Raw genomic sequence first — 24,823 nt, 5'->3', positions numbered from 1 at the left:
CCAACTCAATAGCAGCGTTTATCGCTGCTATTTTTATTTTTACCATTCAAATATCCTTTCTTTTTTGTAAATACATTTCCATTTCTTATAAAGCCATGATGTTCATCGCAAAAATTGCTATACTGCTTAGCTATTAGTAACACTCCCCATCTTATTAGGAGAAGGAAATGAAAAAGTGGACAACTCTCGTCTCTACAGGACTGTGCGCTGCAGCCTTAATCGCTGGTAATGCACAAGCTGCAGATAAAGAGCTCTATTTTTATAACTGGTCAGAATACATTCCTAACGAAATTTTAGAAGACTTTACAAAAGAAACTGGTATTAAAGTCTATTATTCAACTTATGAGTCTAATGAAAGCATGTACGCTAAATTAAAAACTCAGGGTTCTGGATATGATCTAGTCGTTCCTTCTACTTACTTTGTGTCTAAAATGCGCAAAGAAGGCATGCTACAAAAAATTGATAAAACAAAACTGCCGCATTTTAAAGATTTAGACCCAAATTACTTAAATAAACCATTTGATCCAAACAATAACTATTCTATCCCATACATTTGGGGAGCGACGGGTATTGGCGTCAACGCTGATATGATGAACCCTGCAGATCTTCATTCTTGGAATGATTTCTGGGATGAGAAATGGGAAGGTCAGTTAATGATGATGGATGACTCTCGTGAAGTGTTCCATATCGCATTAACTAAACTTGGTTATTCAGGAAATACAACAAACCCCGATGAAATTAAAGCGGCTTATGAAGAGCTTAAAAAACTAATGCCAAATGTATTAGTCTTTAACTCTGATTTCCCAGCAAATCCATACCTTGCTGGTGAAACAAGCGTAGGTATGCTTTGGAATGGCTCAGCTTATATGGCTCGTGAAGAAGGCGCAAACATTCAGATCGTATGGCCAGATAAAGGCACGATTTTCTGGATGGACAGCTTAGCTATCCCATCAGGAGCTAAAAACATCGACGCGGCACACCAAATGATGGATTTCTTACTTCGTCCAGAGAACGCAGCTAAAATTGCTTTAGAGATTGGTTACCCTACGCCAGTTAAATCAGCATATCCTCTTCTTCCTAAATCGTTTGCAAACGATCCAAACATCTTTCCACCACAAGAAGTGATGGACTCAGGTGAATGGCAAGATGAAGTCGGTAAAGCAAGCGCACTTTACGATGAGTATTTCCAACGCCTAAAAGTTGATATGTAATAGTTCATGTATCATTAAAACAAAAAGCCAATGATTATATTCATTGGCTTTTTTATTTAATAAGAGAAAATAACCGACAAAGTAAACGTTATACTTCTAATAATTCAGAAACAAGTTCAGGCACTAACACCCCCGCTTTCCCATAACGCTTTTCTTCAAACTCATCTTCAACAGCACTTGCTTCAAGATTAATTTCAATGGTATGTGCACCATGTAATGTGGCTTCATGCACAAAGCCAGCAGCAGGGTAAACAGAACCTGATGTACCAATAGAAATAAACAAATCTGCCTGACTTAATAGATCGTGAATTCTTCCCATTTCAAGAGGCATTTCACCAAACCAAACAACATGAGGACGTAACTGTGCAGGGATCTGACAACAATGACACAAATCACCAGTCTGTATATCATCAGTACAAGCAATCACTTGATTCGATTCTTCACAGCGAATCTTATTGAGTTCACCATGCATATGAATCACATTTTTACTTCCACCACGCTCGTGTAAGTCATCAATATTTTGAGTCACAATAGTAACGGTCCCATCGAGTTCTTTTTCTAATTGAGCTAATGCTTTATGTGCCGCATTTGGTTGAATAGCATCACTCTTTAATAACGCTCGACGTTTATTATAGAAATCTTGAACCAAATCAGGATCCTTGAAAAAACCTTCCGGTGTCGCTACATCTTCAATTCGGTGATTTTCCCATAAGCCATCACTGGCGCGAAATGTTTGAATCCCAGATTCAGCGGAAATACCAGCGCCAGTTAAAATCACAATATTCTTATATGGAAAAAGCATGTCATCATCCTTTATTTATTCTAAAACACGTATTATTTCTACAGACTATCAACAAGATCAATCAGTTAAATATAACATAACACAAAAATATCACTATCACTTGTAAGGGCATCTAAAAACAAAATCATAACTCACTTTATTCAATTGCATTGAACACTTACAATTAGTCAAACGTTGGTCAATTACCATTAATCGAGACGCTCATGTTAAAGCAAGCCAAACAAATGATTGTGTTCAACGCACTACATCAACAACAAAGCTTTACTAAAGCTGCTCAACTTCTCGAAATATCTAGAACTCAGGTAAGTAAACAGATCCAGTTGCTTGAAGAACGCTTAGGAGTTCAATTAGTGCAACGAACCACTCGTTCTTTTTCTCTTACCGAAGCGGGTCAATCTTTTGCCGTCCATTGCGCGAATATTGCCGATGAAATCAATGAAGCAGAAAATGAACTGCTTTCTAATGTAGACAATCTACAAGGAAAACTACGAGTCGGTATTGCTCAGTCATTCGCAACCAATCATATTTTGCCTTATCTGTCAGAGCTTCATCTGCGCTACCCTTTATTGAATGTTGAAATTACCTTGTTTGATCATAAAATTGATGTCATCGCAGAGCAATTAGACTTATGGATAGGAGTCATGGACTCTCCTCCTGAAGGATTTGTTGCTCGTCACTTAATTGATTGTCATTTTGTTTTAGTTGCTAGCCCTTCTTATCTTTCGATACAAGGGATCCCTTATCATCCTTATGATTTAAAAAAGCATAATTGTTTAACTTATGTGAGTCGAGAACGTAAAGACAATGTATGGGGGTTTCATAAAGATAACGATAATCTACAAATTAAAGTCTCAGGGAATTATCGCATTGATTCAGCTGATGCGATTCGGAATGCAACAATTGCAGGAAGTGGAATTGGTTACGTTGCAACGTATTTACTGTCTGATGAATTGCGTACCGGTAAGCTGATCCAACTCTTACCCGATTGGGAATTAAATCAGTCGATGCCGTTATATGCCGTTTACCCTCGTCGTAAATTCTTACCTAAAAAAGTCCATGTTTTTATGGAATTTGTTCATCAGCATATTAATTCAGAGAAAATTGATAATATATAAACGACGAAACATGCAATTATTAGGGATAATATTCAGCCTTATTATCCCATATAGTAACAACTGACTCTTATATATGTGATAAAACTCTCAATTATTACCTTTTTGATGAATAGACAATCAATTAGCCTTCTTTTTGTTATTCTTATGTACGATCAATAACAACTTGATCCTTGTCACACTTTTATTTTTGACTAGAATACCTTCGCAATCATTACACTAGTTATTATTGGAGTTTGGCTGTGGACTTTCTGGTCAGTATTTTAGGCATTATTAGCCTTTTTACGGTTGCATTTCTTTTTTCTGAAAATCGACAAGCGATTAAGTGGCGCACAGTCTTAGGTGCTTTCTTTATTCAAATCTTGTTTGCCGGTTTCATTCTTTATGTTCCTATCGGTCGCACCATTTTAAACGGCATATCTACTGCGGTTTCAGATATCATTGCTTATGGCCGCGTTGGAACTGAATTCTTATTTGGTGACTTAGCACAATATAAATTAGGTTTTATTTTTGCGGTTAACGTTTTACCAACGATTGTTTTTTTCTCTGCGTTAATTTCTGTGTTGTACTACCTTGGTATCATGGGATGGATAATTAAAACCATCGGTGGCGGGTTACATCGCTTTCTTGGAACCACACGTACAGAATCAATGTCAGCTACCGCAAATATCTTTGTTGGCTCTGTTGAAGCGCCTTTAGTTGTACGCCCTTTCCTTGCAAAAATGTCGCGTTCTGAATTATTTGCTGTAATGGTCGGTGGTCTCGCCTCTGTCGCTGGTGGCACAATGGTTGGTTACGCAGGTTTAGGCGTTGAGTTGCGCTATTTAATTGCAGCGAGCTTTATGTCAGCACCCGCTGGTTTAATGATGGCAAAATTAATTGTTCCTCAAACTGAAGAGATTGATGAGTCTACGCAGTACGAAGAAGAAACCCCTGATGATGCACCAGTAAATATCATTGATGCCGCCTCTCAGGGCGCGTTAAATGGATTACAAATCGTATTTGCGGTTGGTGCTAGTCTATTGGCTATTATTAGCCTTATCGCTCTATTGAACGGTGGATTACATAAGATTGGGATGCTGGTTGGATTTGACCATTTAAGCTTAGATCTTATCTTTGGCTATTTGTTTGCCCCTGTTGCTTGGTTAATTGGTGTTCCTTGGTCTGAATCCATGGTGGCTGCAAGTTTAATCGGTAAAAAGATTGCCATTAATGAATTTGTTGCCTTTGCGGATTTAATGACAGTCAAAGATCAATTAAGTGAACATTCGCAAGCTATCGTAACGTTCGCTCTATGTGGTTTTGCGAACTTAACGTCTATTGCGATGTTAATGGGAGGATTAGGCGGTATTGTTCCAAGCCGTCGCCCAGATATTGCACGGTTAGGCATGAAAGCTATTTTTGCAGCAACATTAGCAAACTTAATGAGTGCCACAGTTGCAGGCATCTTCTTGTCTTTCTAATCTCACCTCTATGTAAATCATAAAAAAGACACCCTATTCGCGGTGTCTTTTTTTATCTACTACATATAAATAACGAGATATTAAAGCTTTGTCATCTCATTCAGCACGAATGAAGACACCATGCCTTCTGTTGCTTTTACATAACCAATTAAATGAGGGCTATTTAAGTGATCTTGTAGCAACTCGCGGCTTTCCCACTGCTCATAGAATACAAACACACTTGGATCTTCATTATCTTGGTGCAAATCATATTGAATACAACCCGCTTCTTTAAGCGTCGGTTCAATCAGCTTTAGTAGCTCCGCTTTTACGAACTCTACCTTATCATTATGAGCGTCAATTTTTGCTACGATAGTCAGGACATTATTCATGTTACTATTTTCCGTTATTGAATTTAGATACTGTCAGAATATACGATTAAAATTAATAATGTAAGTACACACCATTTTGATAACAGGTTACTTTTTATATACCTAACATCCTCTAATTCAATAAAAAACAGCCAACCAAATCGTTAAATTATCGGGATCCGTTTTGCTCACTTTATGCTTTTGATGCGCAGGGATCGTTAAATAATCTCCTTTGCATAACGTTTTCTCTATACCATCATCAAACAAAATGGTGCCCGACCCCTCTAATACCAATATCCATTCATTTTCATCTTGGTCATACCAACCAGAGACAGGTGAGCTCTGTCCAGAAGATACTATTCTTTCAATACGGACAGCATGAGTACTGACGAGATCCGTAAACACTTCATTCGTTAAATCACTCGGTATATTGTTAAACAGATTATCCATCAAATAGTCCTTTTAGTCAGGCAGTACCACTAATCCTAATGGCTCTAATAATTGCTCTTGTTGCCATGCACAGATCTTAACACCGGTTAAATCAATTCTACGGGGATCTAAACCATCCAATTCACAATGACATAAGTTTGCGTCTTGCATTCTAAATTGACCCCACGAGTCTTCAGAGAATGCGCCACGAGAAAGGTCCGATCCCTTAAAAGATGCCCCTTGTAAATTAGCTCCGTTCCATTTGTTCTCAAACAAGTCACATTTCTCGATACATAGGCGTTCAAAATTCGCATAAGACAAATTACACCCCGTAATATAAGCAGAGCAGAAATACATTTGATGACTTATTTGATTAACAAAACTGGCTTGAACAAAATTAGCTCCTTTTAAATCACACTCTCTAAATTCGACACCAAAGCAATTTGCGCCTTTAAAATTAGACATGGTTAAGCGACAGCGTTTAAATGATGCGTCCCTTAAGTCACTGTAATCAAAATGACAACCTTCAATTGCCCCCTGTTCGATAAAAACACAATCAACAAATCGGGAGTCTCTCAGATTGGTTCGATTGAAATCACATCGATAAAACTTACACCCTTCAAAATAGGATTCTCTTAAATCTTGTTTCGAAAAATCCACGTTATCAAATATTTCATTATATTTAGCCATGCTTTACTTCTCCAATTCGTATGAAAGAAGACTACCAGTATCTGAAGTAAAGACCAATAAATATAAAGCCTTAAAAAACAACAACTTAAAATCGACATAAATGGGCATTTAAAGGCACCAAATAAGCGCCATATAGCATAAAAAACAAAGGTAGGGCTGCGGCATTGAAAAAGAAAGTTTCATCGAACCTCGTGTGATTTAGCACTACATAAATAATTAACTATAAAGCGCTCTCTTTATTTTATTTCAGGGTATATAGACTTCCTTCTTAAATTAAGCATCGTCATATCGTGATGTGTTTTTGGTCGTCAACAGAATCGCCGTGTTGAAATTACGATCCCTGAATTTGATTACCAAGCTCAAAAGTAAATAATAATAAGCTCCAAACTCTCATTTGGAGCTTATTGTATTTAACCATAAATACGTAATTAGTAGACTAACGAGTAAGTTGAACGTCTTTCTGTTTAATAAATTGAACAACGTCCGTACTAGGAGAAATGTTCAGCTTTAGTATATTGTCACAGCAATGACCTAATAACTCGGTTGCCTTTGCCTCCCAATCTACACTGCTTTCATTGCTGTCTAGTATCGAGTAATAGTATCTTTTGGTACTTCTTTTACTGTAGTAATTGACGACACCGGCTTTATCTAATAGAGACAATTCACTAATCTCGCTTTTACATTTAAATATAACTTCTTCACAAGCAATTTTTTGATGCTGCTCTACAAGCAGTTTAACAAGAATAGCTTCAGCTGCAGCGCCTAGCGTTATGGTGCTTAAGTAATCTCGCTCATTTAAATATAATTTTATTGCCCTATTTACTTGATGTAATGCAATTGACAAGTTATCCATATTCAATCCTTGAGTATGTAAAAAACACGACTACTAAGTCTAAATACATCATCAAAAATAACTGCAATCACGATCACTAATTCTAAAAAATTAGGTTAAAAAACAGACTAAAAATGACGATGGCATCAAATATATAATGACGTAATTATCAAGAAAAAGGACACGAACGCATACATTGTCGCGATTAAATTTTCTTTGCGTACACTTCTTGCCACAAAGTAATTAAATCATTCTCATCAAATTTAAGCAGTAGCATCGCTTCAAACGCCTCAATGCTCCCATCTATTCGACGCACTTTAGCCGACATCACCGTAACCACTTTATCTGCATCACAAAGGTACTCTTGTACTTTATAGCAAATAGACTCAATGTTTGCTTTAAACCCATTTAAAAACTCTAAATATGAATGGTGATTTGCTTTGTATTCAAGACCATTGGCTTTAACTACAAACTCATCGGCAAAACAAGTGGCAAGATCGGATTCAAAAAGAGTGGTTGATGCCTTTAAGTTTTCTTTATTCCATTCTAACAACTGGATAGCTAAGGTTTTTAATTCTTTCATTTTAATGCTTCTTTTTGGGCTAATTCCTATATAGGACAAGCCTATTGGGTTTATGTTCCCAAAAAATACATTAAAAAATAAACCGCTTTAAGATGACGACTTTACCGTGTGGATAGCACCTAAAATAGAATCAAAGCCAATTTTAGCGACGCAACATGAACCTAAACTTGATGCATGTGCTTTAACTAATTCAGTGACCTCTTCAAGAGTACTGATTTTATTTGTAGGGATAATCTTCGCGGCATTATCTTTAGGATCATTAAGCGTAAATATAGCCCCGATTGAATCGATAAGAACATCATTCTCTTGATACCCTAAATAATGCAATTCAGATTCACGTTCCCATTCCATTATATCTGAAAGGTAATCCAACTCAGGATCCCCATCGAACTTTACTATTGCAGGCCAAACTACCATCTTGTGTCTTCCTTGTATTATACAGTGAGTCTATTTTCTTCTATAAGCCAGTCCATCGTAACCACTGTTGCTAATGAACACACACTTAAATCCGTTTGATCGACAAATTTTAACTCTTCAATTTCAGCATCCGCGGCAAGTTCGCCCGTAAATTCAGCAAAATAACAAGTGAGTTGAACTGATACGCCACTTTCTTTTCCGTCAGCTTGGGCAACAAACGTATTCGCATAGTGAATCGTATTAAGACAAAGATCGACAGATAATTCTTCTTTGATTTCTCTTACTAAAGCCTGCTCATCACTCTCGCCAAGTTCTCGCTTTCCACCAGGAAGATAAAACAGCACTTTACCTTTTGAACGAACCGTTAAAAATTTACCGTCTTTAATGTAAATCCAAGCCAGTTTATCGATTACTTTATTCATAAAACCCTCACAGAAATCACGCAATAGAATTTAGCCGTTTCAAGAAAAAGAAAACAAGGTAAATTCGGAGGTAGGTCACATTACCTATTAAGTAGAGCAATTAAATACCATATTCTAGAGTCAGTAGTATAAGATAAAACCTAATGAATGGAATCATGAAAATAGGTATGTCTATGAATAAATTAAGTATAATGACGCCTGTTCTCGTCAGTGTTAGCTTGCTCTTTCTGCTTTCTGGCTGTGCTTCTACTGAACAAGCCACCACAGTAAAAACGACTCCTAACGTCAAACAATCATTGCAAATACCAGGGCTGAAACATTGCTCGAATACGAAAGATAACACCCTTAATATTGATCCAAATACCCCATTAACGGTTATTGTTCATGGTTGCTTTTCTTCCGCTGGAAAATTTAGAGCGTTATCAGAAGTCTACGATTTGAATGATCAACAAGCGATTTGCTTTGAATACGATGACAGAGATAGCCTCGAAACATCCTCAGGAGAGCTCGTATACGCTCTTAATCAATTATCTAAATACAACCCTAATCAACCGTTACATGTTATTGGACATAGCCAAGGTGGCCTTGTTGCACGAAGAGCATTAACGTTAGACAGAGAAGACAAACAAATCATCCATTCAGAACAGATTAAATTAACCACAGTATCTTCGCCCTTTAATGGCATTAATGCCTCATCACACTGTGGGATTACTTCATTACGAATATTATCACTCGGTATTGTCGATCTTATCTGCTACGCCGTTACCGGTGAGAAATACCAACAAATCCCCCCAAATGTTGATTTTATGACAACACCTGGTGAATTATCGCCATCGGTATCACAACACTTAATTATTAAAACCGATGAACGTAACCAGTGCCGCCGCATGAGTGAAAACCAACGCTGCCTAGAAGATGATTATGTATTTAGTTTGGAAGAGCAATCAAATACAGCGGTTGACGCCTTCTCTGAGGTAATTCCAATTACAGTGGAAATCGGACATGTAAAAATTGTCGGTAATGAAGTATTCACACCGACAACGCTTATCAATATTTTAAAAGAACAACAGTTACTATTAACAAAAGATGGGATAAGTGATTCTGAGCAAGCTCGATTAATTGATGACATATACAAAAATCATCAAGCTTCTCAATAAAAGCAGAGACGATATCTCATTAATAATTCGCAGTACGCTCTAATGGAGTAAGAAGAAAAACACCATCCACATTAAGAATACGACGGTAATACTCTTCAAACATTAAAATGTTTTTCACATACGTCCGAGTTTCTTTAAAGGAAATCGATTCTATAAACCCTATCGTATCGAGCTCTTCACTTGCGAGCCTTCGCCATTCAGCCACCATTGTTGGTCCCGCATTATAAGCAGCAAACGCTAAAATACGATTATTGTTATAGTGCCTTATTAAACGACTTAAATAGCGACTGCCAATAGCGATGTTTTTTTCTGCTATAAATAAGTCAGAACGATTTTTGTAAGGTAACGTATAAAGCGTCGCCATATAACTAGCGGTACTTGGTAATACTTGCATTAGTCCTAACGCACCAACGGGAGAGTGAGCATTAGGGTTAAACCCGCTCTCTTGCCTTGTCAGTGACATTAACGTAATTGGATTTACCTTGTACTTCCCCCCATAACGCGTAAACAATGAGTAATAACGAACAGGGAAACGCAATTCAATGTGATCCCATAGCCCTCCTCTAAATGTACTTTCAAGTGAAAATTCATCCCATCCTTCATTTCTCGCATAAGTGGCAAGTCGAGCTCTATCCTCATAACTGGCTCTTGCAATTAAATATCGCCACTGACTTTTAGCGGCAGCACCTTTACCTAAGGCAAGCAACTCCTTAACCCTTTCAAGATCAGGATGGTATTGTGCTATTTTTTCGAACTTAGTATCAACACTCGCAATTGGATACGTTATCTCTCGATTTAACGCAATGGCCGCTGCAAAGCTGTATATATGCCGATATCCCAAGATTCGTTTTAATCGCTCTTCACCCTCATTGACTTTCTCTAATGCGATTTCACTTCGAGCCATCCAGTACTGCCAACGATATGTTGATTGCGCTTTATCCGACAAACGCAAAATCCAAAAGTTAATATTCTCCCATTGCGTTTTACGTATCGATAAACGAATTCGTTGTTCAAGTACCTCATCACGATTTGAACGCTTAAACACATCATCTCGCCATTCGATGGTTTCACTATCCGTCGTCTGAAAAAGCCTAACGGCAAGAAATTCAGAGGTAGTTTGGAGTTCGTCTTTCGTATATGAATAATGGTCATTAATAAATCGGAAAGCTAAATAAGCTTTATCGGTATCTTTCCTTGCTAAATGTCTTAGCATCACTTGTGCGTATTCACGATTAAAAGGCGTCTCAACTTTCTTATCAAATACTGTCGTTATCTTTGTTGGTGTTTGATATAAGCCATACATTTCATTTAAATCCACACGGCTTTGTTTATTCGATACCAATTTAATTAGATAAGTAATTAATCTTGGGTTTCTCTCTTCTATCGACAGTAAAGCCCGTCGCTTAATTACATCATCCGTTCTTAACCCTGCTTTTTCCCAATAACTAAAAAGATCATTGCATGCATTCGAAACACTTTCGCCATTAAGCCACAAAGATCTCGCGCCTTCAAAAGCAACCTCTTGTTTTCCTTGATGATAAAATGCGGTGTAATAGTAACATTGATAATCTTGATCTCTAGGTGGCGTGGTTTGATAACGTAGCAAAGCTTCCCAGTTCTTAGACGCGATCATTGCATTAAGATAATCCGCACGTATAGACACCGAAAAAGGGTAATCCGCATAGTCTTGCGAGAATTGATTCACTTGCTCAGGGGTTTTATTGGGGAGATCAAACAAGAAAGCACGATAATCGGTATAAGCGGCTAATGAATAGCTATCAATACTGGCGCGTTTCTTATCATAAATAGAGATGTTCTTCTGATTAAACCCTTGTTGTATCGCATCATAGGCGTAACGATTTAACCGTAATTCAGAGGCAGAGAACGCATAAGAAACGTTGCATATACTTACAAAAGCTAATAACCAATGAACTTTACTCGACCGCATTGAAAATCCCTTTTTCATAAATGCACACATTGAGTTTGGTTTAGTTATATCAAATTATCTAGTACTCAAACGTACCATATTTGCAAATACCTAGAATCTAATACTCATTTACTGAACATTAAGGATCTTTTTGGCCACTATTCTGCCTAATGACGATCCAATAAACATAACGGCAATAAAAATGATAACAGCAAAAACATACGCCACTAAAACCGGTACACCAAAGCCCCATGCAAAACTGAATGCCAAGCCAGATAACGCCTCTATCGGCCAATGAATCATGTTTAATGACGAGCCATTAGCTAAAATATAAACCAGACTAGCAAACCCAACGACAGCACCAATCATGCCAATACGATCTATTTTATTCATGTAATTTAAACCTACAGTGAAAATAAGCTGCATTTTATAATGGGAAGCTCATCTCCACCAACATAATTAAGCGAATAATCAGTATTTCCTTTATTTACATCCTACCGTGAATACACTCGCAGAACGACGGATGTACGAGTAAAACTCTGACCTATTTTTTGTTTTTTAATACCACTTTACTACACTCATTTTTCATTTTAAAAGGAATGGTAAAGTGACTAAATCAACTCTATTTACACTCACATTGAGCAGTACATTAGTGCTCTCGTCATTACAAACAGAAGCAACACCACAAAAGATAGATAACGTCTCGCCCTCTTCTTCTCCCCCCATAAATGTCATTCATGTGCCTATGTTTGTGAGCTTAGGTTTTGACGATAACGTGGAAGTTGATGGATTAACATGGGTAATAAAACAACTAGAAAGCCACCACAACCCTAAAGGATACGATCAATACGCAGGGCAACCCTTATCCGCTTCTTTCTTTATGCATTGTGAGCCAGCAAGAGAAAATGAAGACGTAAAATCGTTATGGCGTCAACTCGTTATCGCGAAACATGATATAGGAAACCACACCGACACTCATCCCGACGATAAAGTGAATTATAACCCTCTCCAAGCTTGGATGACTGTAGAACAATGGCAGCAAGAGGTTAAACTCTGCAATACTTTATTAACGCAGAGTTCAGATGACGGTGGCATTGGAGTGAGTAATATTTCAGGATTTAGAGCCCCTTTCATGACCTATAATGACAATACGCTTCAAGCCATAATAAAAAACGATATTACTTATGATGTTAGCTTCCCAGCAGGAATAACTTCAGAACAAAACGGATTGAATAACTATTGGCCGTTTACTCTTGATAATGGCAGTCCATCACATAATCAAGCCGTTAATGGGTGGTGGAAGCCCGCAATAGCCAATTACCCTGGTTTATGGGAAATCCCCCTTCATACGTTAATTGTTCCGCCAGATAACCGACTAGAAGAATATGGATTGGACTACTCACTCAGAGACAAAATCGCAAGCCGTATCAGTTATTTTGACCCAATATCAGGTAAGGGAGATAATTTTGATTGGAACCTGTACACGACACCAAATTGGGGTGCAGCCGGATTAAATGAAAATGACGTTGTTGCTATCTACAGTTACAATCTCGATTTACGCTTAGAAGGCAACAGAGCGCCATTAGTTCTTGGATTACATTCTTCATTTTATGGTTATTTAAATGGCCAAGAACATTACGGTATGCCCGAAACGACCGTTGAAAGCCGACAAAATGTATTAACGCGATTCATAACATACGCCTTAACAAAACCAGAAGTGAGATTTGTTAACCATAAACAAATCATCGATTGGATGCGAGACCCACAGCCTTTAACGCTGTGCCCAACTGCAGAATGGAAAACACACGAGGTATATCAAAAAGGCGATACGGTGAACTATCAAGGAAAAATCTGGCAAGCTCAGTGGTGGACACAATTAGAAATACCAGGAATAACTGAAAACTCCCCTTGGGAAATCATAGACGTTTGCACAACAACACAATAAAAAACCAAGCCTCTTTTTAACCAACAAAAAGAGGCTCATCTTATCTATTCGTAGGTACGCCCATTGTGCTTTAACCATCCATGAGTATGACGATTTCTTGGATCAAGATGAGTCCAATGAACAACACCTCCTTTTCTTGAATATTCATACTCGCCATAAAAGGTCACACTGTCACCTTTTCTTAGATTTGGAATCCTTGGCGCTAAATCTATATTATGAGCAATAAGGATCGTTAAATTATTATCTAATCGCAGAATGAACTTTTGATGCCTTGAGTCTTTATTATCATCAGGCAATACTCGAACCACCTCACCGACCCCTTCGACTTGAACATCACTTCGCTGTGAATCAAAAGCACGTTTTACATCCGAGTTACTGGCCCATGTAAAAGATGAAAATAAACTAAGAACAAATAAAAAGCTGACTATTATACGTTTAACTATCATTGACTCTATTACCTATACAAAACCACACATTTAAAAAATACCTAACACTATGAACGAAATCCCCATACCGCATCGATAAGTTTGATCATCAATTCTTTAGAAACCCCACTCTCATCAAGCTCTGGCATGTATTCAAGAAAATCGATACCGACAAACTTAGCATTAGACGCTAAGTTCTTAACTAAAGTTAATCCCTCGCGAGCTGACAAGCCCCCGACATTTGGCGTTGCACACGCTCTAAATAAGGCGCCATCTAAACAATCATAGTCAAACGACACAAAAAAACGGTCATATTTACCGTTTAGTTCCGTCATAAGTTGGTCTAAAACCGTGTTAAATCCTAAGTTATCAATCGCTTCCATATCATAATTACTGATATCGAGTTCATCAATCAACTCTGCTTCATTAGGCATCAAGTCTCGAACGGCGACATAATAAATATCGTCCGGAGACAACACCAACTCAGGCTCTACAAACCAACCATTGTAGCCATACTTATCCATTAATAATGCCAACGGTTTACCGTGTAAGTTACTTTGCAAGCTGCCATTACAATCAGCGTGCGCGTCTATCCATACAACGGCAACCTTCTCTTTTCTTTCTTTTTGATAATACTCAAGCGTCGCTTGAACAGTGCCAACAGATACAGAGTGATCCCCACCAATAATAATAGGGATCCTCTTGTTTCGATACGAGTCTAATACCTTATTTTTTAAATCCGTACTGTATTCGAGTAGTGCTAATTCTTTCTTATTATGAGACAGATACTCTTCAACTTTAAGGCTTAAAGGCACATCCCCTAAGTCTTTAATATCACATGACCAACGCTGATTTCTTACGTCTATCCACTCGGTTAAGCCATTCCATGTTTTCTCATCTGTCTTTCGTAGTCCGTCAACGGTACTTTCATCGGTTGTAACAAAACCAACGCGATTAAATGGTGCACCAATAATATCGAATGCCTTATTCATACTGTACCTTATGCATTGCGTGACTGACGATCATTAAACGCCCAAAGGATTAGGAAATTGAACAACCTTAATATCATAGCTTTTGGGTTTGTAGTTATTCTTCTCTTCAGCTAAATAGGCAATTTCCACATCGCACTCTAAAACTGATTTAATGTTTGATAGACAAATGAGTTCTGCATCTGATAGATATTCGTTCTCTTTTTTAACCACCACAAATAACAGAGAGCTATCCGGTTTATATAAGAACAAATCAGGTTCTCCCGATGTGAGCCCTGTTCGAAGCCCTTTAAACAGAGAAAGCTTATTCGGATCAATATACTGTGCAATTAATACTCTGCCTTCCGTATACATTGGGTTATTCGGTTCCCAATTACCTAACGCATAAAATGCCGTACCTAACCAACCTTGCTTCCGATATTCGGACAACGCAAAATATTCACCAAAATATGGATGTGAGTGCTCGTCAGTTTCAGTAGGTACAAATAAGTCCAAAGGTAACCATTCCTTCTTTCCTTTTGCCCAATCATCCTGCAATCGTTGAGGATAGGTAAATACCGTTTCTTTAATCGTGTGAATCATTATAAATTCCTTTTATAAACACAACAATGTCATCAAACTTGCGACGTAATAGCATTAACTCAATGTATTCCAATCCGTTAGCTTTAATTGCTTACGACGGATAAGATAAAATACGGATATTATAACGCCAAAAATCAATCCGCCTGCGATGGCTTCAATGACTGACTGTTGGCTGGTTTTGTTTACATACTGCCCCGTTAAAAACCAACTAATCAGCCCGTAACCAAGACTAAATAAAAGCGAGGTAAACAGTAAATTAGTAAAAAAATCTTGATAATAAGGAGGTCGAACTCGTAAGCCCGCTTTTCGGAGTAATCTGACAATCGGAGGATTAAAGTTTGAGGACCAAACCCCTTTCAGCTCAAGTTCACTATGTGCCGCTATTAACTTCTCTTCAAAAGACATTCGTCGTTTCCCTAAACAATACCATCCATAGCGATGAAGGTAACACCACCTTCACTTTTTTGAGTCTTCATGCTCTTGATATTTCTTTTCTATCCACTTATGCAAATGCAAACCCGTTTGCTTTTTTACCTTATAAGCAATAAATGCAAGCAGTACTAATCCTATTACTGTCCCCATGACATCCTCTTGATTTAAAACAGTTAACGCACAGATAAAATTATCATAATTTTAGTATTGAATTTGTGAAGCGATTTAAAAATATGAAAGGTAAGAGACTGCAAGGGTAAATAATTCAACCTTGCTTAGACAAACTCGCGAGGCTCTATTTCACGTGGTGTTGGATGGATTTAAACGCATGTAAGCATAAGGGGAATCGAAAGGCTTAAAGAAAAACATTCAGCACAGTTAATGCTGAATGCTTGAAGCAGGGATGTTTTTTATTTTTTACGACCAGAAAACAGAGCGACAGAACCAACCACTTCAATCTTCACATCAGAAAAATGCGCTTTTAATGCTGTTTCTAAGCTCTGAACGTCATCGTTCTCATTAGTAAAAATGCCTTTCTGGTTATAGAAATTCATTAATTTACTCGCAAATACATTTTTAGTAACGCCTTGTCCTAAAATTGTACTACCGAACAATACGCCATTAGTATTCAGCAGTTCATTCAGGTTTGAAAATACCACGCCTTTTTGTGATAAATCACCCGGTAAACAATGCAGCAGATAATTAATACTAATAGAATCAAACTTCTCACATTTTAGATCCAACGGCTCTAATACATTTCGACGATACACTTCAGGGCTAAAATGTTGAATGGCATTCGCTGTTGATTCAAGGCTGTTCTCATTAAGATCGATCAGCGCCACTCTTCTTTCAACATTAGAGAGATGATTCTTTAAGTAATACCCTGTACCTACCCCTACATCTAAATGGTTCTTCGATGCTAATTCAGTAAATTTTTGTCCAATCAATGCTGTTGAACACTTCCATAAGTAACGATTTGAAAAGCCTAATACCCAAAGATCATAGATGGAAAGTACTTTTTTTGTATACACTGCTTGTCCAGCAATTGTCGCTGCATCTTTGCTCATTTTAGATATCCGTAACACTGTCTTATAAAAGGAACTCGAATCTACCTTAAAAATGAAGGCAATCAAATCTTACCAGAAGCATTTGCAGTATGAATAGATGAAACACTCACATTTCCGTAACGACGGATAGCGACCGTTAAATGAATCAGTAACAACACACCAGTAACGCCTAATCCAACGCCAATACCTGCCCAAATTCCGGCAAGCCCGAACAATGGCATCAAAAACCACGCCGCAGGCAAACCAAATACCCAATAACCAATCGCTGTCATCACCGTAGGCATTGAGACTATCTTCATTCCTCGCAATAAGTTAATCGCTAATAATTGCCATGCATCCACAATAAAACACAACGCCACTACCCAGATAACAGAAGACAACAACGCTGACATGTTATTCGTGCCATCATCAAGCAGGAATAAATCAGCAATAACCTCAGGCCAAAGAATAAATACCGTGGAGAGGAAGACACTGAGTACCGTCACAAGTAAAAAACTATGCAATGACGTTTGTTTTATGCCTGCGTAATTTTCTGAGCCAAAATCACGCCCGACTAATATGGCCGCGGCTTGCGAGAATCCAAAATTAAAATTCCATGTAAAGCTTAAACATTGCAGTAAGATTTGGTGCAAAGCTAAAGACGCAATACTGATAGTGCCCGCCATCAGTGTACCGCCATAAATTAACCCATGCTCAAGTAATGCGGCTAATGCAATAGGTAATCCCATCACCAATAAAGGTGCCATCAATTTAAGTGAATATTCCTCTCGATTACGCCATGGTGCAAACTCTTGATATTCATGATTCTTAAAGACCCACATACCATAACCAATCATCACAACAAAAGCAGCTACAGCGGTACCCAAACCTAAACCGGTTAATCCCATTCCCAATTGAAACGTTAAAACATAACTAATAGGGACATTTAGGATAACGGTAATAACAGACATCACCATGATGGATCTTACGTTTCCCAACGCACTGGTTAAGCCGCGCAACACGAGTAAAATTAACGACGGAAACATCACCCATTTCAACGCATGCACGTATTCCATCGCGAGCGTGATCATATCTTCAGGTTGATTTGCCGCTTTTAGTATCACGGGAGCGTATGAAAAACTGAACATTAAGATAACGCTGAGCACCGCAGACAATAAAACCGCCCCTTTTACCGCAAAGCGAATTTGTTGGTTTCCGTATTCAGGTCTTGCCAAACGTTGGCCATAAGCGATGGCAATTAAGTTCGCAACGCAGCCCACAGTACTGCTTGCGATAATAAAAATGAAAAAATAAATAGAAGCACCTAATCCACCTCCCGCTAAGGCAGAAACACTTAAACGCGACATCATCCACACATCGGTAAGCACCAATGCCATCGAAACCAATTGAGAGATGATAAGAGGGAATGCTAAAGCTAAGATCTTTTTCATAAATAAGGTTGATTCTTTATCGCTAAATTAACTAAGCCAAACCTCTTATTCTAATTAAGAAATAGGCACTGTGATTAATGGCAAACTTAAGGGTTAAAAGGCTAGTGTTCAATTAATATATCCGGCACACTGGCATTCTAAAAAATCATGCGAAGAGATTATGACGCCTTACCCTAATTTACCTTATTCACATCATGGCCTAAAAGCCTTTGAATCCGTGGCACGCTTGATGAGTTTCACCCTAGCCGCGGATGAACTTCACGTCACCCAAAGTGCCGTCAGCCGTCAAGTGAAGCAACTTGAGGATGATCTCAACACATCGCTTATTATTCGAAAGCACCGTTCCATAGAGCTAACATTACAAGGGCTCGAGCTTTATCACGCGCTGCGAGACAATTACTCTGCAATTGAGTCGGTTCTATCCTCTTGGCAAGAGCCAAAACAAAAACGCATTGTCATTAAAGCCACATTAAGTTTTGCTACTCGCGTGCTGATACCTAAAGTCAGAGAGCTCAATGAACGTTATCCTGATCATGAAATCGTGATTATCCCTTCTTTAGAAGAAGATGAATGTTTAGATAAGCCAGATTATGATTTACTGATCTTTCATACTCGTTTAAAAGATCATTACGACACCAAAGCCAATATGTTTCTTCTACGAGAAGAGTTCATGGCTCCTGTTTGTGCCGCAAGTATCGCAACCGAAAGTACGAATGTAGACTCAATATTAACCATGCCAAGGTTGCATCCCACACTGGATCACCATGATTGGAAAATGTGGTTAGCCGATGTAACAATCCCCCCGAACCAACAAGTCAGAAACACCAGCTTTCTTTCATTAGATTTAGCACTAAGCGCCTGCTTATCAGGACAAGGGGTAACCGTAACTGACCTACTGTTGATCCTTCAAGAGCTAGAAATAGGATTCTTTTATTGCCCAGAAAACGCAAAAGTCCAACACAGTGCATGGACTTACTATGGGCACCAGCGCACTCATTCTGCCGTGATTGATGACCTTGTTGAATGGTTAAAACTCGGTTCTGAAAACGAAATTAACGTATTGAAAAAATTAGCAAAAAAACATCATTGGCATGGTGTGGTATAAAATGCGTCTTTTTGGCGTTTTTACTCTGCAATATTGATTACATTTTAGAGAGAGATCACGTAGACTACGCGCTTATTTTCATGCCAACTATCAGGTGAATTATGATACGTATCAACCAAGTTAAATTACCGCTGGATCACAGTGAAGATGCACTGCAGAATTATGTTTTAAGCACACTGTCTATTACTGAAGAACAGCTGGTTGATATCCATGTATTTAAACGTGGCTATGACGCACGTAAAAAAAATCAAATTTTCTTAATCTATACCCTAGATATCACGCTACAAGATGTTGATGAAGCGCAGTTATTAAGTAATTTTGAAGACGACCATAATATTCGTGTTTCACCTGACACTGAATACAAATACGTAGCGACTGCTCCTGCTAATTTAACTGAGCGTCCTATTGTTATCGGCATGGGCCCTTGTGGTTTATTTGTGGCGTTAATCCTTGCTCAAATGGGATTTAGACCGATTGTGTTAGAGCGTGGTAAATCAGTACACGAACGCGCAAAAGATACCTTCCGTTTTTGGCGTACCAGTGAATTAAACACAGAATCAAATGTTCAATTTGGTGAAGGCGGCGCAGGCACATTCTCTGATGGCAAGCTATACAGCCAAGTGAAAGATCCAGGCTTCTTAGGCCTTAAAGTAAAAACCGAATTTGTTGCCGCTGGTGCACCCGCTGAAATCATCTACGTAAGTAAACCTCATATTGGTACCTATAAGTTGGTGACCATGGTTTCTCAAATGCGTAATAAAATCATTGAACTCGGTGGTGAAATTCGTTTCGAAACTCGCGTAGATGAAATCAATATTGAAAATGAACAAGTCACTGGCGTTACACTAAACGGCGGCGAAATCATTAACAGTAAGCACGTTGTTGCGGCAATCGGCCACAGTGCGCGTGATACGTTCCAAATGCTGTCTGATAAAGGCGTTTATATGGAAGCACAATCATTCTCGATTGGTTTCCGTATTGAGCACAAACAAGAAATGATCGACCAAGCTCGCTTTGGTAAAAATACAGGACACCCATTATTAGGGGCTGCCGATTATAAATTGGTTCATCACTGTAAAAATGGCCGCTCAGTATACAGTTTCTGTATGTGCCCAGGTGGGGTTGTTGTTGCAGCGACTTCAGAAGAACATGCTGTTGTAACGAATGGCATGAGCCAATATTCACGTAGTGAGCGTAATGCAAACAGCGCAATCGTTGTGGGCATCTCTCCTGAAGATTTCAATAATGATCCACTGCAAGGTATTGCTCTACAACGTCAGTTAGAGCGCAATGCGTATGTTATGGGTGGCAGTAATTACGATGCTCCAGCACAAATGGTTGGCGACTTCTTAGTTTCTGGTAAAGGCAAACCGTTTGAAAACGTGGAACCATCTTATAAGCCAAATGTAAAAATGACGGATCTAAGCGATGCACTTCCTGATTTCGCGATTGAAGCGATTCGCGAAGCATTACCTGCATTTGCTAAGAAAATTCGTGGTTTTGACAGTAAAGATGCAATGCTGACCGGGGTTGAAACTCGAACTTCATCTCCCGTTCAAATCAAGCGTGGTGCTGATTTCCAAAGCATGAACACCAAAGGTCTATACCCAGGTGGTGAAGGTGCAGGTTATGCGGGTGGTATTTTATCTGCTGGTATCGATGGGATTAAAATCGCAGAAGCGGTTGCTCTTGATATGCTAAAAAACGCATAATGTGATCAAGCTAAAAATGGTATAGAGATATACTGTTTTTAGCTCACTCTTCCACTGTTTTACTTGCCTATCTTTATCGATTAAATTTCTGATTCTAGTTGCATTAAAAATGCGCGCATCACTAAAGTACGTTTATCCGCTTCTCTGACTGCCGACTTAGTTTTCATCGAGCCTGATAACGTCAATAGCTTCGTATAAAAATGATCGATAGTATAAAGCCCATCGGTTGGTGTTCTCTCATGACAAAATGGGTCATCAAAAGAATACAAAGGGCGACCTAACTTAGCACTCACTTGAATACACCTTGCAATACCAATGGCCCCTAATGCATCCAATCGATCAGCATCTTGAATTATCTGAGCTTCTACTGTCTGTGTTTCAATATTCGCACTAAAACTGTGAGCAATAATCGCGTGATGAATACCTTCTAAATACTCAGTGGGGTAATTTAGACGGTTCAAAAACACAATGGCTTTATCTGCGGCAAACAATGAGCTTTGTGCGCGGTTTGGATGATTCTTCTCAAACGAAAAACAATCATGTAAATACGCGGCAGGGATCACCACTTCTTTTATCGCTTTTTCTTCTTCACAAAGTATTTTTGCTGTATTCACTACTCGCATAACATGATTAATATCATGAGCGAGATCTTGCGCCATTTCAGCCTTAATAAAGGTCAGTAAAGTATTCTCTATCTCTTCCGTTACAGTCACTCTTTCATCCTTGTAAAATCCAATACCATTCTTAATTTATCGTTGTGCTCGTGCTTAAACAAAGAAAATCAATAAACCACCACCAAGTATAATAATCGTGTAATGCTGTGTACCACTTGAAAAATGAGTAAGTAATGAAAAATACACAAATGAAACGCAAAGGGTTATCGCGCCACCAATCAAACTCATAATAAAAGACGCACCCGACATTAACCCCATTAATATCAGAGGAATACTATAGAGAAATGTCGGCGGATAAGGGGATCTCTTTACACCATGTAGCGTTAATGCGGCAAACAAAAAAATCAACTTAAATAACACATGAGCTCCTAATCTTTATCATTAACGTTGTTTATCAAACGTCACCATTCCCTTAGGAATTTGGACCCAACTCAATTTTTCAGAAACCCAAATATGCATACTCGGCTCAAAAATACGATCATCTTTCACATCAACAGGTTTTAATTTCAGCTTTATGGTTGTTAAATCATCAGGATTATATTGATAGACTCGATTTCCACACGTTGAACAAAACTTCGCGCTATTTTGATTTCCACTATCAGCTAATCGGCTCCACTCAGTTAACTCACCATCAAATTGAATCGCCTCAGTTGCGATAATAGCGGTGACACTGAATGGCGCTGTCGATAATTTTTGGCATTCCTTACAATGACAAGCAATCACCATTTTTGGTGCTGCACATAATTTATAAGTTACTTGCCCACATTGACAAGAGCCTACAATTGGATACGTCATATCATTCCTTCTTTAAAACAATAAAAATCATTGATACTAACAATAGGCTATCATTAAATACCGTCATTTTCCTCGATAAATCATACAAGTCGCGGTTGCATGCGCATATAAATTACCCAACTTATCTTTCAAGCTGCCTTCTGATATTCCCAATGAATAACCTGACTGTATCACCCGACTTTCCGCAATCAATAGCGTATTTCTCGGTATCGCTTTTAACATTTTCACATGAAGATCAATCGTTCCATAACCAATATTAGGTTCGAGCGTTGTATGCACCGAACACCCAGTAACCAAATCCATTACGGTGGCAAAGAAGCCACCATGAACCCCACCCAATGGATTCAAGTGCCGATCATCCGCCATCGCTTCAAAGACTACTTTGCCATATTCTGCTGAGATGATTTTCATCGGAACTACGTCAGCCATCGATGGATGAGGAAAATCCCCCGTCACCATTGCTTGCATTAATTCTAAGCCAGATAAATTTTCATTGAGCATCACATGTCCTTAGTATTTTATTAATCGTCTTATTTACATTAATAAAAATACCCCTTAAATAAGGGAAAGCCATTATTCCTTAGTCACAATGTGAGCTTGATAGCATCTGGACAGACCAGGTACCCCGCTAATCGCTAGTGAATAATCTTATAATAGCGTTCAATATTGATTGATACTCGCCCCCAATCGGAAGCTTTCGACCTCATCCTTCTTGTCTCTCCATTTTTAATTCTGCTGATACTTTTGTAACACGTACAGAAATCGCAATACAAATTAAGTAAGGGCTTAAATACCAAAAGAGTTCCTCTAGTGGGTGCTTCTTCGTCTCGAGCACTGTACTTTCATACGCGTACTTCTGACTCTGGTAATTATCAAACATCCCCTGCAACCACATGACATCTGACTCTATCAGCTCTGAGCGAAACGTAATTTCAGGTAAACTATCAAACGTAAGATTAGGAAGTTCGTTAAAGTTTACCGACTGTAAGTAATTTGCTGAATCTAAAAACCATGAACAAGATTGTTGTGATTCAACACCTCTATCGACCCTCGGTTCACTCGCACAAAGAAAGCTCTTTAGTTGATTGACTGTGTAGTCATTAATAGATTCAAGACTTAAAACAGCACGGGTATGTTCAGTCTCTGCCCAATCACTAGCGACTCTTGATCTCACCTCTGATACCGTCCCTATCAAACCAATTCCTGCGACTAAAGGCCAAAGGTAATCGACTTTCTTCCATTGTATTTTTGATAAATTTTTACCGCACCACAGCGGTATATGAAGAAACCCTGTCAATAACAGAGTCATAAAGAAAAAGAAAGTCGAATTAGAAAGAATAATCTCACTACTAAAAAAGCTGTCCATAACTACCTATTTATATGCATGATTCTTTGAAAATAACACCAACAATAGACTTGCTGTGCCTAAAATAATTCAGATTATCGTTATACCATTATGAAAATCATTTATCCAAAGGGAAGGCCTTCAAATTGATTCTCAATATGCAAACTCATGCTTATCAAATAAAGAAGTTTCCAAGTTAAATCTTAAGCTATTGATAAGTAATGATTATTTATTATGTGAATTATGGTCTAGTTTTTGCTCATATCTAATTGAGGTGATTACTATGACAGCAACGATAAAACTATTATCTACAGAGCAAACAAAAGCATTCGATACCGAATATGTAGACGCGAAAATGTTCACGCTAGTTCAACAAGCGCTTGAGTCTTATAGCATCATAAACAAACCCTTTACTCTTATGGATGTTGGTGGAGGAAATGGTAAATACGCAGACAAATTTCTAAGTTGCTATCCTAATGCACATGTAACGGTGCTTGATTCCGAGTATTCTTTATTAGAAAAAAACACATCGAATCAAAGGAAGAATTTAATCCATGCCCCTTTTCAAAATGTTTCTGACATCCCAAAAATGCAAGTAATTCAATTTAATTGGGTCTTACATCATTTTGTTAGTAGCGGGTATAAAGAAAGTTGTGCATTGCAACTCTCTGGTCTAAAAGATGCTTATGAACTTCTTGAGCCTGGAGGCGTAATTTTAATCTTTGAAAATTTTTATGACGGGTGGCCGATGAAAGAACTACCAAGTAACATCATTCATCAGTTAACAGCATCAACCTCACTAGCGGCCATTACATCAAAAATGGGAGCCAATACCGCAGGCGTTGGGGTTTGTTTTCATTCAGAACAATATTGGCGTGACTTACTTACTTAACACCGCCGGCTTTAATCACATCAAATCAAAGCATT

Annotated in this window: 30 protein-coding genes; 8 read left to right on the top strand and 22 right to left on the bottom strand. The window is 38.3% G+C overall.

Annotation, left to right across the window (positions count from 1 at the left end; genetic code table 11):
• Positions 1-167: 167 nt before the first annotated feature.
• Positions 168-1,211, top strand: coding sequence for an extracellular solute-binding protein (locus A6E04_RS05630; protein ID WP_012550231.1), 1,044 nt, complete (start codon positions 168-170; stop codon positions 1,209-1,211).
• An 88-nt stretch (positions 1,212-1,299) separates the two neighbouring features.
• Here A6E04_RS05630 and cobB read toward each other — a convergent pair whose 3' ends face one another.
• A complete protein-coding gene (gene cobB, locus A6E04_RS05625; protein WP_065610414.1) occupies positions 1,300-2,013 on the bottom strand; it encodes a Sir2 family NAD+-dependent deacetylase in 714 nt (237 codons plus the stop codon).
• Positions 2,014-2,216: 203 nt separating this feature from the next.
• Here cobB and A6E04_RS05620 point away from each other — a divergent pair, with 203 nt between their 5' ends.
• Both A6E04_RS05620 and A6E04_RS05615 read left to right on the top strand, forming a co-directional pair.
• On the top strand, positions 2,217-3,128 hold the full coding sequence (locus tag A6E04_RS05620; protein WP_065610412.1) for a LysR family transcriptional regulator: 912 nt from the start codon (positions 2,217-2,219) through the stop codon (positions 3,126-3,128).
• A gap of 239 nt (positions 3,129-3,367) precedes the next feature.
• Positions 3,368-4,588: a NupC/NupG family nucleoside CNT transporter gene (locus A6E04_RS05615; protein ID WP_017022325.1), complete on the top strand. Its 1,221-nt coding sequence runs from the start codon at positions 3,368-3,370 to the stop codon at positions 4,586-4,588.
• Between the two features lie 80 nt (positions 4,589-4,668).
• Here the strand turns inward: A6E04_RS05615 and A6E04_RS05610 are convergent, their stop codons facing one another.
• The 7 genes from A6E04_RS05610 to A6E04_RS05580 all read right to left on the bottom strand — a co-directional run bounded on the left by A6E04_RS05610 (position 4,669) and on the right by A6E04_RS05580 (position 8,311).
• Positions 4,669-4,959, bottom strand: coding sequence for a putative quinol monooxygenase (locus tag A6E04_RS05610; protein ID WP_017022324.1), 291 nt, complete (start codon positions 4,957-4,959; stop codon positions 4,669-4,671).
• A gap of 117 nt (positions 4,960-5,076) precedes the next feature.
• Positions 5,077-5,388: a cupin domain-containing protein gene (locus A6E04_RS05605; RefSeq protein WP_012550236.1), complete on the bottom strand. Its 312-nt coding sequence runs from the start codon at positions 5,386-5,388 to the stop codon at positions 5,077-5,079.
• A 12-nt stretch (positions 5,389-5,400) separates the two neighbouring features.
• The gene (locus tag A6E04_RS05600; RefSeq protein WP_012550237.1) at positions 5,401-6,057 is read right to left on the bottom strand and encodes a QnrAS family quinolone resistance pentapeptide repeat protein; all 657 of its coding nucleotides are present in this window, start codon (positions 6,055-6,057) and stop codon (positions 5,401-5,403) included.
• Between the two features lie 436 nt (positions 6,058-6,493).
• Entirely contained in the window at positions 6,494-6,910 is a 417-nt protein-coding gene (locus A6E04_RS05595) for a hypothetical protein (RefSeq protein ID WP_065610410.1), read from the bottom strand.
• A 184-nt stretch (positions 6,911-7,094) separates the two neighbouring features.
• Entirely contained in the window at positions 7,095-7,472 is a 378-nt protein-coding gene (locus A6E04_RS05590) for a nuclear transport factor 2-like protein (protein WP_017022322.1), read from the bottom strand.
• Between the two features lie 87 nt (positions 7,473-7,559).
• Complete coding sequence (locus tag A6E04_RS05585) at positions 7,560-7,889, bottom strand: DUF4144 family protein (protein ID WP_065610408.1); 330 nt, start codon at positions 7,887-7,889, stop codon at positions 7,560-7,562.
• A gap of 17 nt (positions 7,890-7,906) precedes the next feature.
• The gene (locus A6E04_RS05580; RefSeq protein ID WP_065610406.1) at positions 7,907-8,311 is read right to left on the bottom strand and encodes an NUDIX hydrolase; all 405 of its coding nucleotides are present in this window, start codon (positions 8,309-8,311) and stop codon (positions 7,907-7,909) included.
• A 173-nt stretch (positions 8,312-8,484) separates the two neighbouring features.
• On the opposite strand from A6E04_RS05580, the gene A6E04_RS05575 reads away from it, so the two are divergent.
• Positions 8,485-9,468 (top strand): esterase/lipase family protein, encoded by a 984-nt coding sequence (locus A6E04_RS05575; RefSeq protein ID WP_026025503.1) that lies wholly within the window; start codon positions 8,485-8,487, stop codon positions 9,466-9,468.
• Between the two features lie 19 nt (positions 9,469-9,487).
• Here A6E04_RS05575 and A6E04_RS05570 read toward each other — a convergent pair whose 3' ends face one another.
• Positions 9,488-11,434 carry a lytic murein transglycosylase gene (locus A6E04_RS05570; protein ID WP_065610403.1) on the bottom strand — a complete coding sequence of 649 codons (1,947 nt, stop codon included), beginning with the start codon at positions 11,432-11,434 and terminating at the stop codon, positions 9,488-9,490.
• Between the two features lie 90 nt (positions 11,435-11,524).
• Positions 11,525-11,788, bottom strand: coding sequence for a hypothetical protein (locus A6E04_RS05565; RefSeq protein WP_023603258.1), 264 nt, complete (start codon positions 11,786-11,788; stop codon positions 11,525-11,527).
• A 214-nt stretch (positions 11,789-12,002) separates the two neighbouring features.
• Here A6E04_RS05565 and A6E04_RS05560 point away from each other — a divergent pair, with 214 nt between their 5' ends.
• Positions 12,003-13,340: a carbohydrate-binding protein gene (locus A6E04_RS05560; RefSeq protein ID WP_083198912.1), complete on the top strand. Its 1,338-nt coding sequence runs from the start codon at positions 12,003-12,005 to the stop codon at positions 13,338-13,340.
• A 44-nt stretch (positions 13,341-13,384) separates the two neighbouring features.
• Here A6E04_RS05560 and A6E04_RS05555 read toward each other — a convergent pair whose 3' ends face one another.
• The 7 genes from A6E04_RS05555 to A6E04_RS05530 all read right to left on the bottom strand — a co-directional run bounded on the left by A6E04_RS05555 (position 13,385) and on the right by A6E04_RS05530 (position 18,265).
• Positions 13,385-13,786: a DUF3465 domain-containing protein gene (locus tag A6E04_RS05555; RefSeq protein WP_065610399.1), complete on the bottom strand. Its 402-nt coding sequence runs from the start codon at positions 13,784-13,786 to the stop codon at positions 13,385-13,387.
• A gap of 47 nt (positions 13,787-13,833) precedes the next feature.
• Positions 13,834-14,757, bottom strand: coding sequence for an arginase family protein (locus tag A6E04_RS05550; protein WP_065610397.1), 924 nt, complete (start codon positions 14,755-14,757; stop codon positions 13,834-13,836).
• 33 nt (positions 14,758-14,790) lie between these two features.
• A complete protein-coding gene (locus A6E04_RS05545; protein ID WP_017022315.1) occupies positions 14,791-15,336 on the bottom strand; it encodes a VRR-NUC domain-containing protein in 546 nt (181 codons plus the stop codon).
• A gap of 54 nt (positions 15,337-15,390) precedes the next feature.
• Positions 15,391-15,741: a DUF6404 family protein gene (locus A6E04_RS05540; protein WP_023603263.1), complete on the bottom strand. Its 351-nt coding sequence runs from the start codon at positions 15,739-15,741 to the stop codon at positions 15,391-15,393.
• 51 nt (positions 15,742-15,792) lie between these two features.
• Positions 15,793-15,918 carry a hypothetical protein gene (locus tag A6E04_RS21550; protein ID WP_012550174.1) on the bottom strand — a complete coding sequence of 42 codons (126 nt, stop codon included), beginning with the start codon at positions 15,916-15,918 and terminating at the stop codon, positions 15,793-15,795.
• Between the two features lie 260 nt (positions 15,919-16,178).
• A complete protein-coding gene (locus A6E04_RS05535; protein WP_065610395.1) occupies positions 16,179-16,835 on the bottom strand; it encodes a class I SAM-dependent methyltransferase in 657 nt (218 codons plus the stop codon).
• A gap of 62 nt (positions 16,836-16,897) precedes the next feature.
• Positions 16,898-18,265 carry an MATE family efflux transporter gene (locus A6E04_RS05530; protein WP_065610394.1) on the bottom strand — a complete coding sequence of 456 codons (1,368 nt, stop codon included), beginning with the start codon at positions 18,263-18,265 and terminating at the stop codon, positions 16,898-16,900.
• 160 nt (positions 18,266-18,425) lie between these two features.
• Here A6E04_RS05530 and A6E04_RS05525 point away from each other — a divergent pair, with 160 nt between their 5' ends.
• The gene (locus tag A6E04_RS05525) at positions 18,426-19,370 is read left to right on the top strand and encodes a LysR family transcriptional regulator (protein WP_065610392.1); all 945 of its coding nucleotides are present in this window, start codon (positions 18,426-18,428) and stop codon (positions 19,368-19,370) included.
• Positions 19,371-19,471: 101 nt separating this feature from the next.
• Positions 19,472-21,082 carry an NAD(P)/FAD-dependent oxidoreductase gene (locus A6E04_RS05520; protein WP_065610389.1) on the top strand — a complete coding sequence of 537 codons (1,611 nt, stop codon included), beginning with the start codon at positions 19,472-19,474 and terminating at the stop codon, positions 21,080-21,082.
• 80 nt (positions 21,083-21,162) lie between these two features.
• On the opposite strand, the gene A6E04_RS05515 is transcribed toward A6E04_RS05520, so the two are convergent.
• From A6E04_RS05515 to A6E04_RS05495, 5 genes are all read right to left on the bottom strand, one after another.
• Positions 21,163-21,795, bottom strand: a complete 633-nt coding sequence (locus tag A6E04_RS05515) for an HD domain-containing protein (RefSeq protein ID WP_017022311.1) — start codon at positions 21,793-21,795, stop codon at positions 21,163-21,165.
• 54 nt (positions 21,796-21,849) lie between these two features.
• Positions 21,850-22,116, bottom strand: coding sequence for a hypothetical protein (locus tag A6E04_RS05510; RefSeq protein ID WP_065600595.1), 267 nt, complete (start codon positions 22,114-22,116; stop codon positions 21,850-21,852).
• A gap of 21 nt (positions 22,117-22,137) precedes the next feature.
• Entirely contained in the window at positions 22,138-22,551 is a 414-nt protein-coding gene (locus tag A6E04_RS05505) for a GFA family protein (RefSeq protein ID WP_012550167.1), read from the bottom strand.
• Positions 22,552-22,614: 63 nt separating this feature from the next.
• Positions 22,615-23,052: a PaaI family thioesterase gene (locus A6E04_RS05500; RefSeq protein ID WP_012550166.1), complete on the bottom strand. Its 438-nt coding sequence runs from the start codon at positions 23,050-23,052 to the stop codon at positions 22,615-22,617.
• A 202-nt stretch (positions 23,053-23,254) separates the two neighbouring features.
• Positions 23,255-23,917: a hypothetical protein gene (locus A6E04_RS05495; RefSeq protein WP_065610388.1), complete on the bottom strand. Its 663-nt coding sequence runs from the start codon at positions 23,915-23,917 to the stop codon at positions 23,255-23,257.
• A 262-nt stretch (positions 23,918-24,179) separates the two neighbouring features.
• Here A6E04_RS05495 and A6E04_RS05490 point away from each other — a divergent pair, with 262 nt between their 5' ends.
• Complete coding sequence (locus A6E04_RS05490) at positions 24,180-24,788, top strand: methyltransferase (RefSeq protein ID WP_244886251.1); 609 nt, start codon at positions 24,180-24,182, stop codon at positions 24,786-24,788.
• Positions 24,789-24,823: the final 35 nt, after the last annotated feature.

The sequence above is a fragment of the Aliivibrio logei genome (assembly GCF_001691055.1).
In the GTDB taxonomy this organism is placed as follows: Bacteria; Pseudomonadota; Gammaproteobacteria; order Enterobacterales; family Vibrionaceae; genus Aliivibrio; species Aliivibrio salmonicida.
Note: the sequence above shows the minus strand (reverse complement) of the source record. Positions and strands in the feature narration are given on the sequence as shown.

What these genes read in the sequence shown, in the direction of transcription:
- A6E04_RS05630 (WP_012550231.1), top strand. Translation starts at nt 168, where the DNA reads ATGAAAAAGTGGACAACTCTCGTCTCTACAGGACTGTGCGCTGCAGCC.
- cobB (WP_065610414.1), bottom strand. Translation starts at nt 2,013, where the DNA reads ATGCTTTTTCCATATAAGAATATTGTGATTTTAACTGGCGCTGGTATT.
- A6E04_RS05620 (WP_065610412.1), top strand. Translation starts at nt 2,217, where the DNA reads ATGTTAAAGCAAGCCAAACAAATGATTGTGTTCAACGCACTACATCAA.
- A6E04_RS05610 (WP_017022324.1), bottom strand. Translation starts at nt 4,959, where the DNA reads ATGAATAATGTCCTGACTATCGTAGCAAAAATTGACGCTCATAATGAT.
- A6E04_RS05605 (WP_012550236.1), bottom strand. Translation starts at nt 5,388, where the DNA reads ATGGATAATCTGTTTAACAATATACCGAGTGATTTAACGAATGAAGTG.
- A6E04_RS05600 (WP_012550237.1), bottom strand. Translation starts at nt 6,057, where the DNA reads ATGGCTAAATATAATGAAATATTTGATAACGTGGATTTTTCGAAACAA.
- A6E04_RS05595 (WP_065610410.1), bottom strand. Translation starts at nt 6,910, where the DNA reads ATGGATAACTTGTCAATTGCATTACATCAAGTAAATAGGGCAATAAAA.
- A6E04_RS05590 (WP_017022322.1), bottom strand. Translation starts at nt 7,472, where the DNA reads ATGAAAGAATTAAAAACCTTAGCTATCCAGTTGTTAGAATGGAATAAA.
- A6E04_RS05585 (WP_065610408.1), bottom strand. Translation starts at nt 7,889, where the DNA reads ATGGTAGTTTGGCCTGCAATAGTAAAGTTCGATGGGGATCCTGAGTTG.
- A6E04_RS05580 (WP_065610406.1), bottom strand. Translation starts at nt 8,311, where the DNA reads ATGAATAAAGTAATCGATAAACTGGCTTGGATTTACATTAAAGACGGT.
- A6E04_RS05575 (WP_026025503.1), top strand. Translation starts at nt 8,485, where the DNA reads ATGAATAAATTAAGTATAATGACGCCTGTTCTCGTCAGTGTTAGCTTG.
- A6E04_RS05570 (WP_065610403.1), bottom strand. Translation starts at nt 11,434, where the DNA reads ATGAAAAAGGGATTTTCAATGCGGTCGAGTAAAGTTCATTGGTTATTA.
- A6E04_RS05565 (WP_023603258.1), bottom strand. Translation starts at nt 11,788, where the DNA reads ATGAATAAAATAGATCGTATTGGCATGATTGGTGCTGTCGTTGGGTTT.
- A6E04_RS05555 (WP_065610399.1), bottom strand. Translation starts at nt 13,786, where the DNA reads ATGATAGTTAAACGTATAATAGTCAGCTTTTTATTTGTTCTTAGTTTA.
- A6E04_RS05550 (WP_065610397.1), bottom strand. Translation starts at nt 14,757, where the DNA reads ATGAATAAGGCATTCGATATTATTGGTGCACCATTTAATCGCGTTGGT.
- A6E04_RS05545 (WP_017022315.1), bottom strand. Translation starts at nt 15,336, where the DNA reads ATGATTCACACGATTAAAGAAACGGTATTTACCTATCCTCAACGATTG.
- A6E04_RS05540 (WP_023603263.1), bottom strand. Translation starts at nt 15,741, where the DNA reads ATGTCTTTTGAAGAGAAGTTAATAGCGGCACATAGTGAACTTGAGCTG.
- A6E04_RS21550 (WP_012550174.1), bottom strand. Translation starts at nt 15,918, where the DNA reads ATGGGGACAGTAATAGGATTAGTACTGCTTGCATTTATTGCTTATAAG.
- A6E04_RS05535 (WP_065610395.1), bottom strand. Translation starts at nt 16,835, where the DNA reads ATGAGCAAAGATGCAGCGACAATTGCTGGACAAGCAGTGTATACAAAA.
- A6E04_RS05530 (WP_065610394.1), bottom strand. Translation starts at nt 18,265, where the DNA reads ATGAAAAAGATCTTAGCTTTAGCATTCCCTCTTATCATCTCTCAATTG.
- A6E04_RS05525 (WP_065610392.1), top strand. Translation starts at nt 18,426, where the DNA reads ATGACGCCTTACCCTAATTTACCTTATTCACATCATGGCCTAAAAGCC.
- A6E04_RS05520 (WP_065610389.1), top strand. Translation starts at nt 19,472, where the DNA reads ATGATACGTATCAACCAAGTTAAATTACCGCTGGATCACAGTGAAGAT.
- A6E04_RS05505 (WP_012550167.1), bottom strand. Translation starts at nt 22,551, where the DNA reads ATGACGTATCCAATTGTAGGCTCTTGTCAATGTGGGCAAGTAACTTAT.
- A6E04_RS05500 (WP_012550166.1), bottom strand. Translation starts at nt 23,052, where the DNA reads ATGCTCAATGAAAATTTATCTGGCTTAGAATTAATGCAAGCAATGGTG.
- A6E04_RS05495 (WP_065610388.1), bottom strand. Translation starts at nt 23,917, where the DNA reads ATGGACAGCTTTTTTAGTAGTGAGATTATTCTTTCTAATTCGACTTTC.
- A6E04_RS05490 (WP_244886251.1), top strand. Translation starts at nt 24,180, where the DNA reads ATGACAGCAACGATAAAACTATTATCTACAGAGCAAACAAAAGCATTC.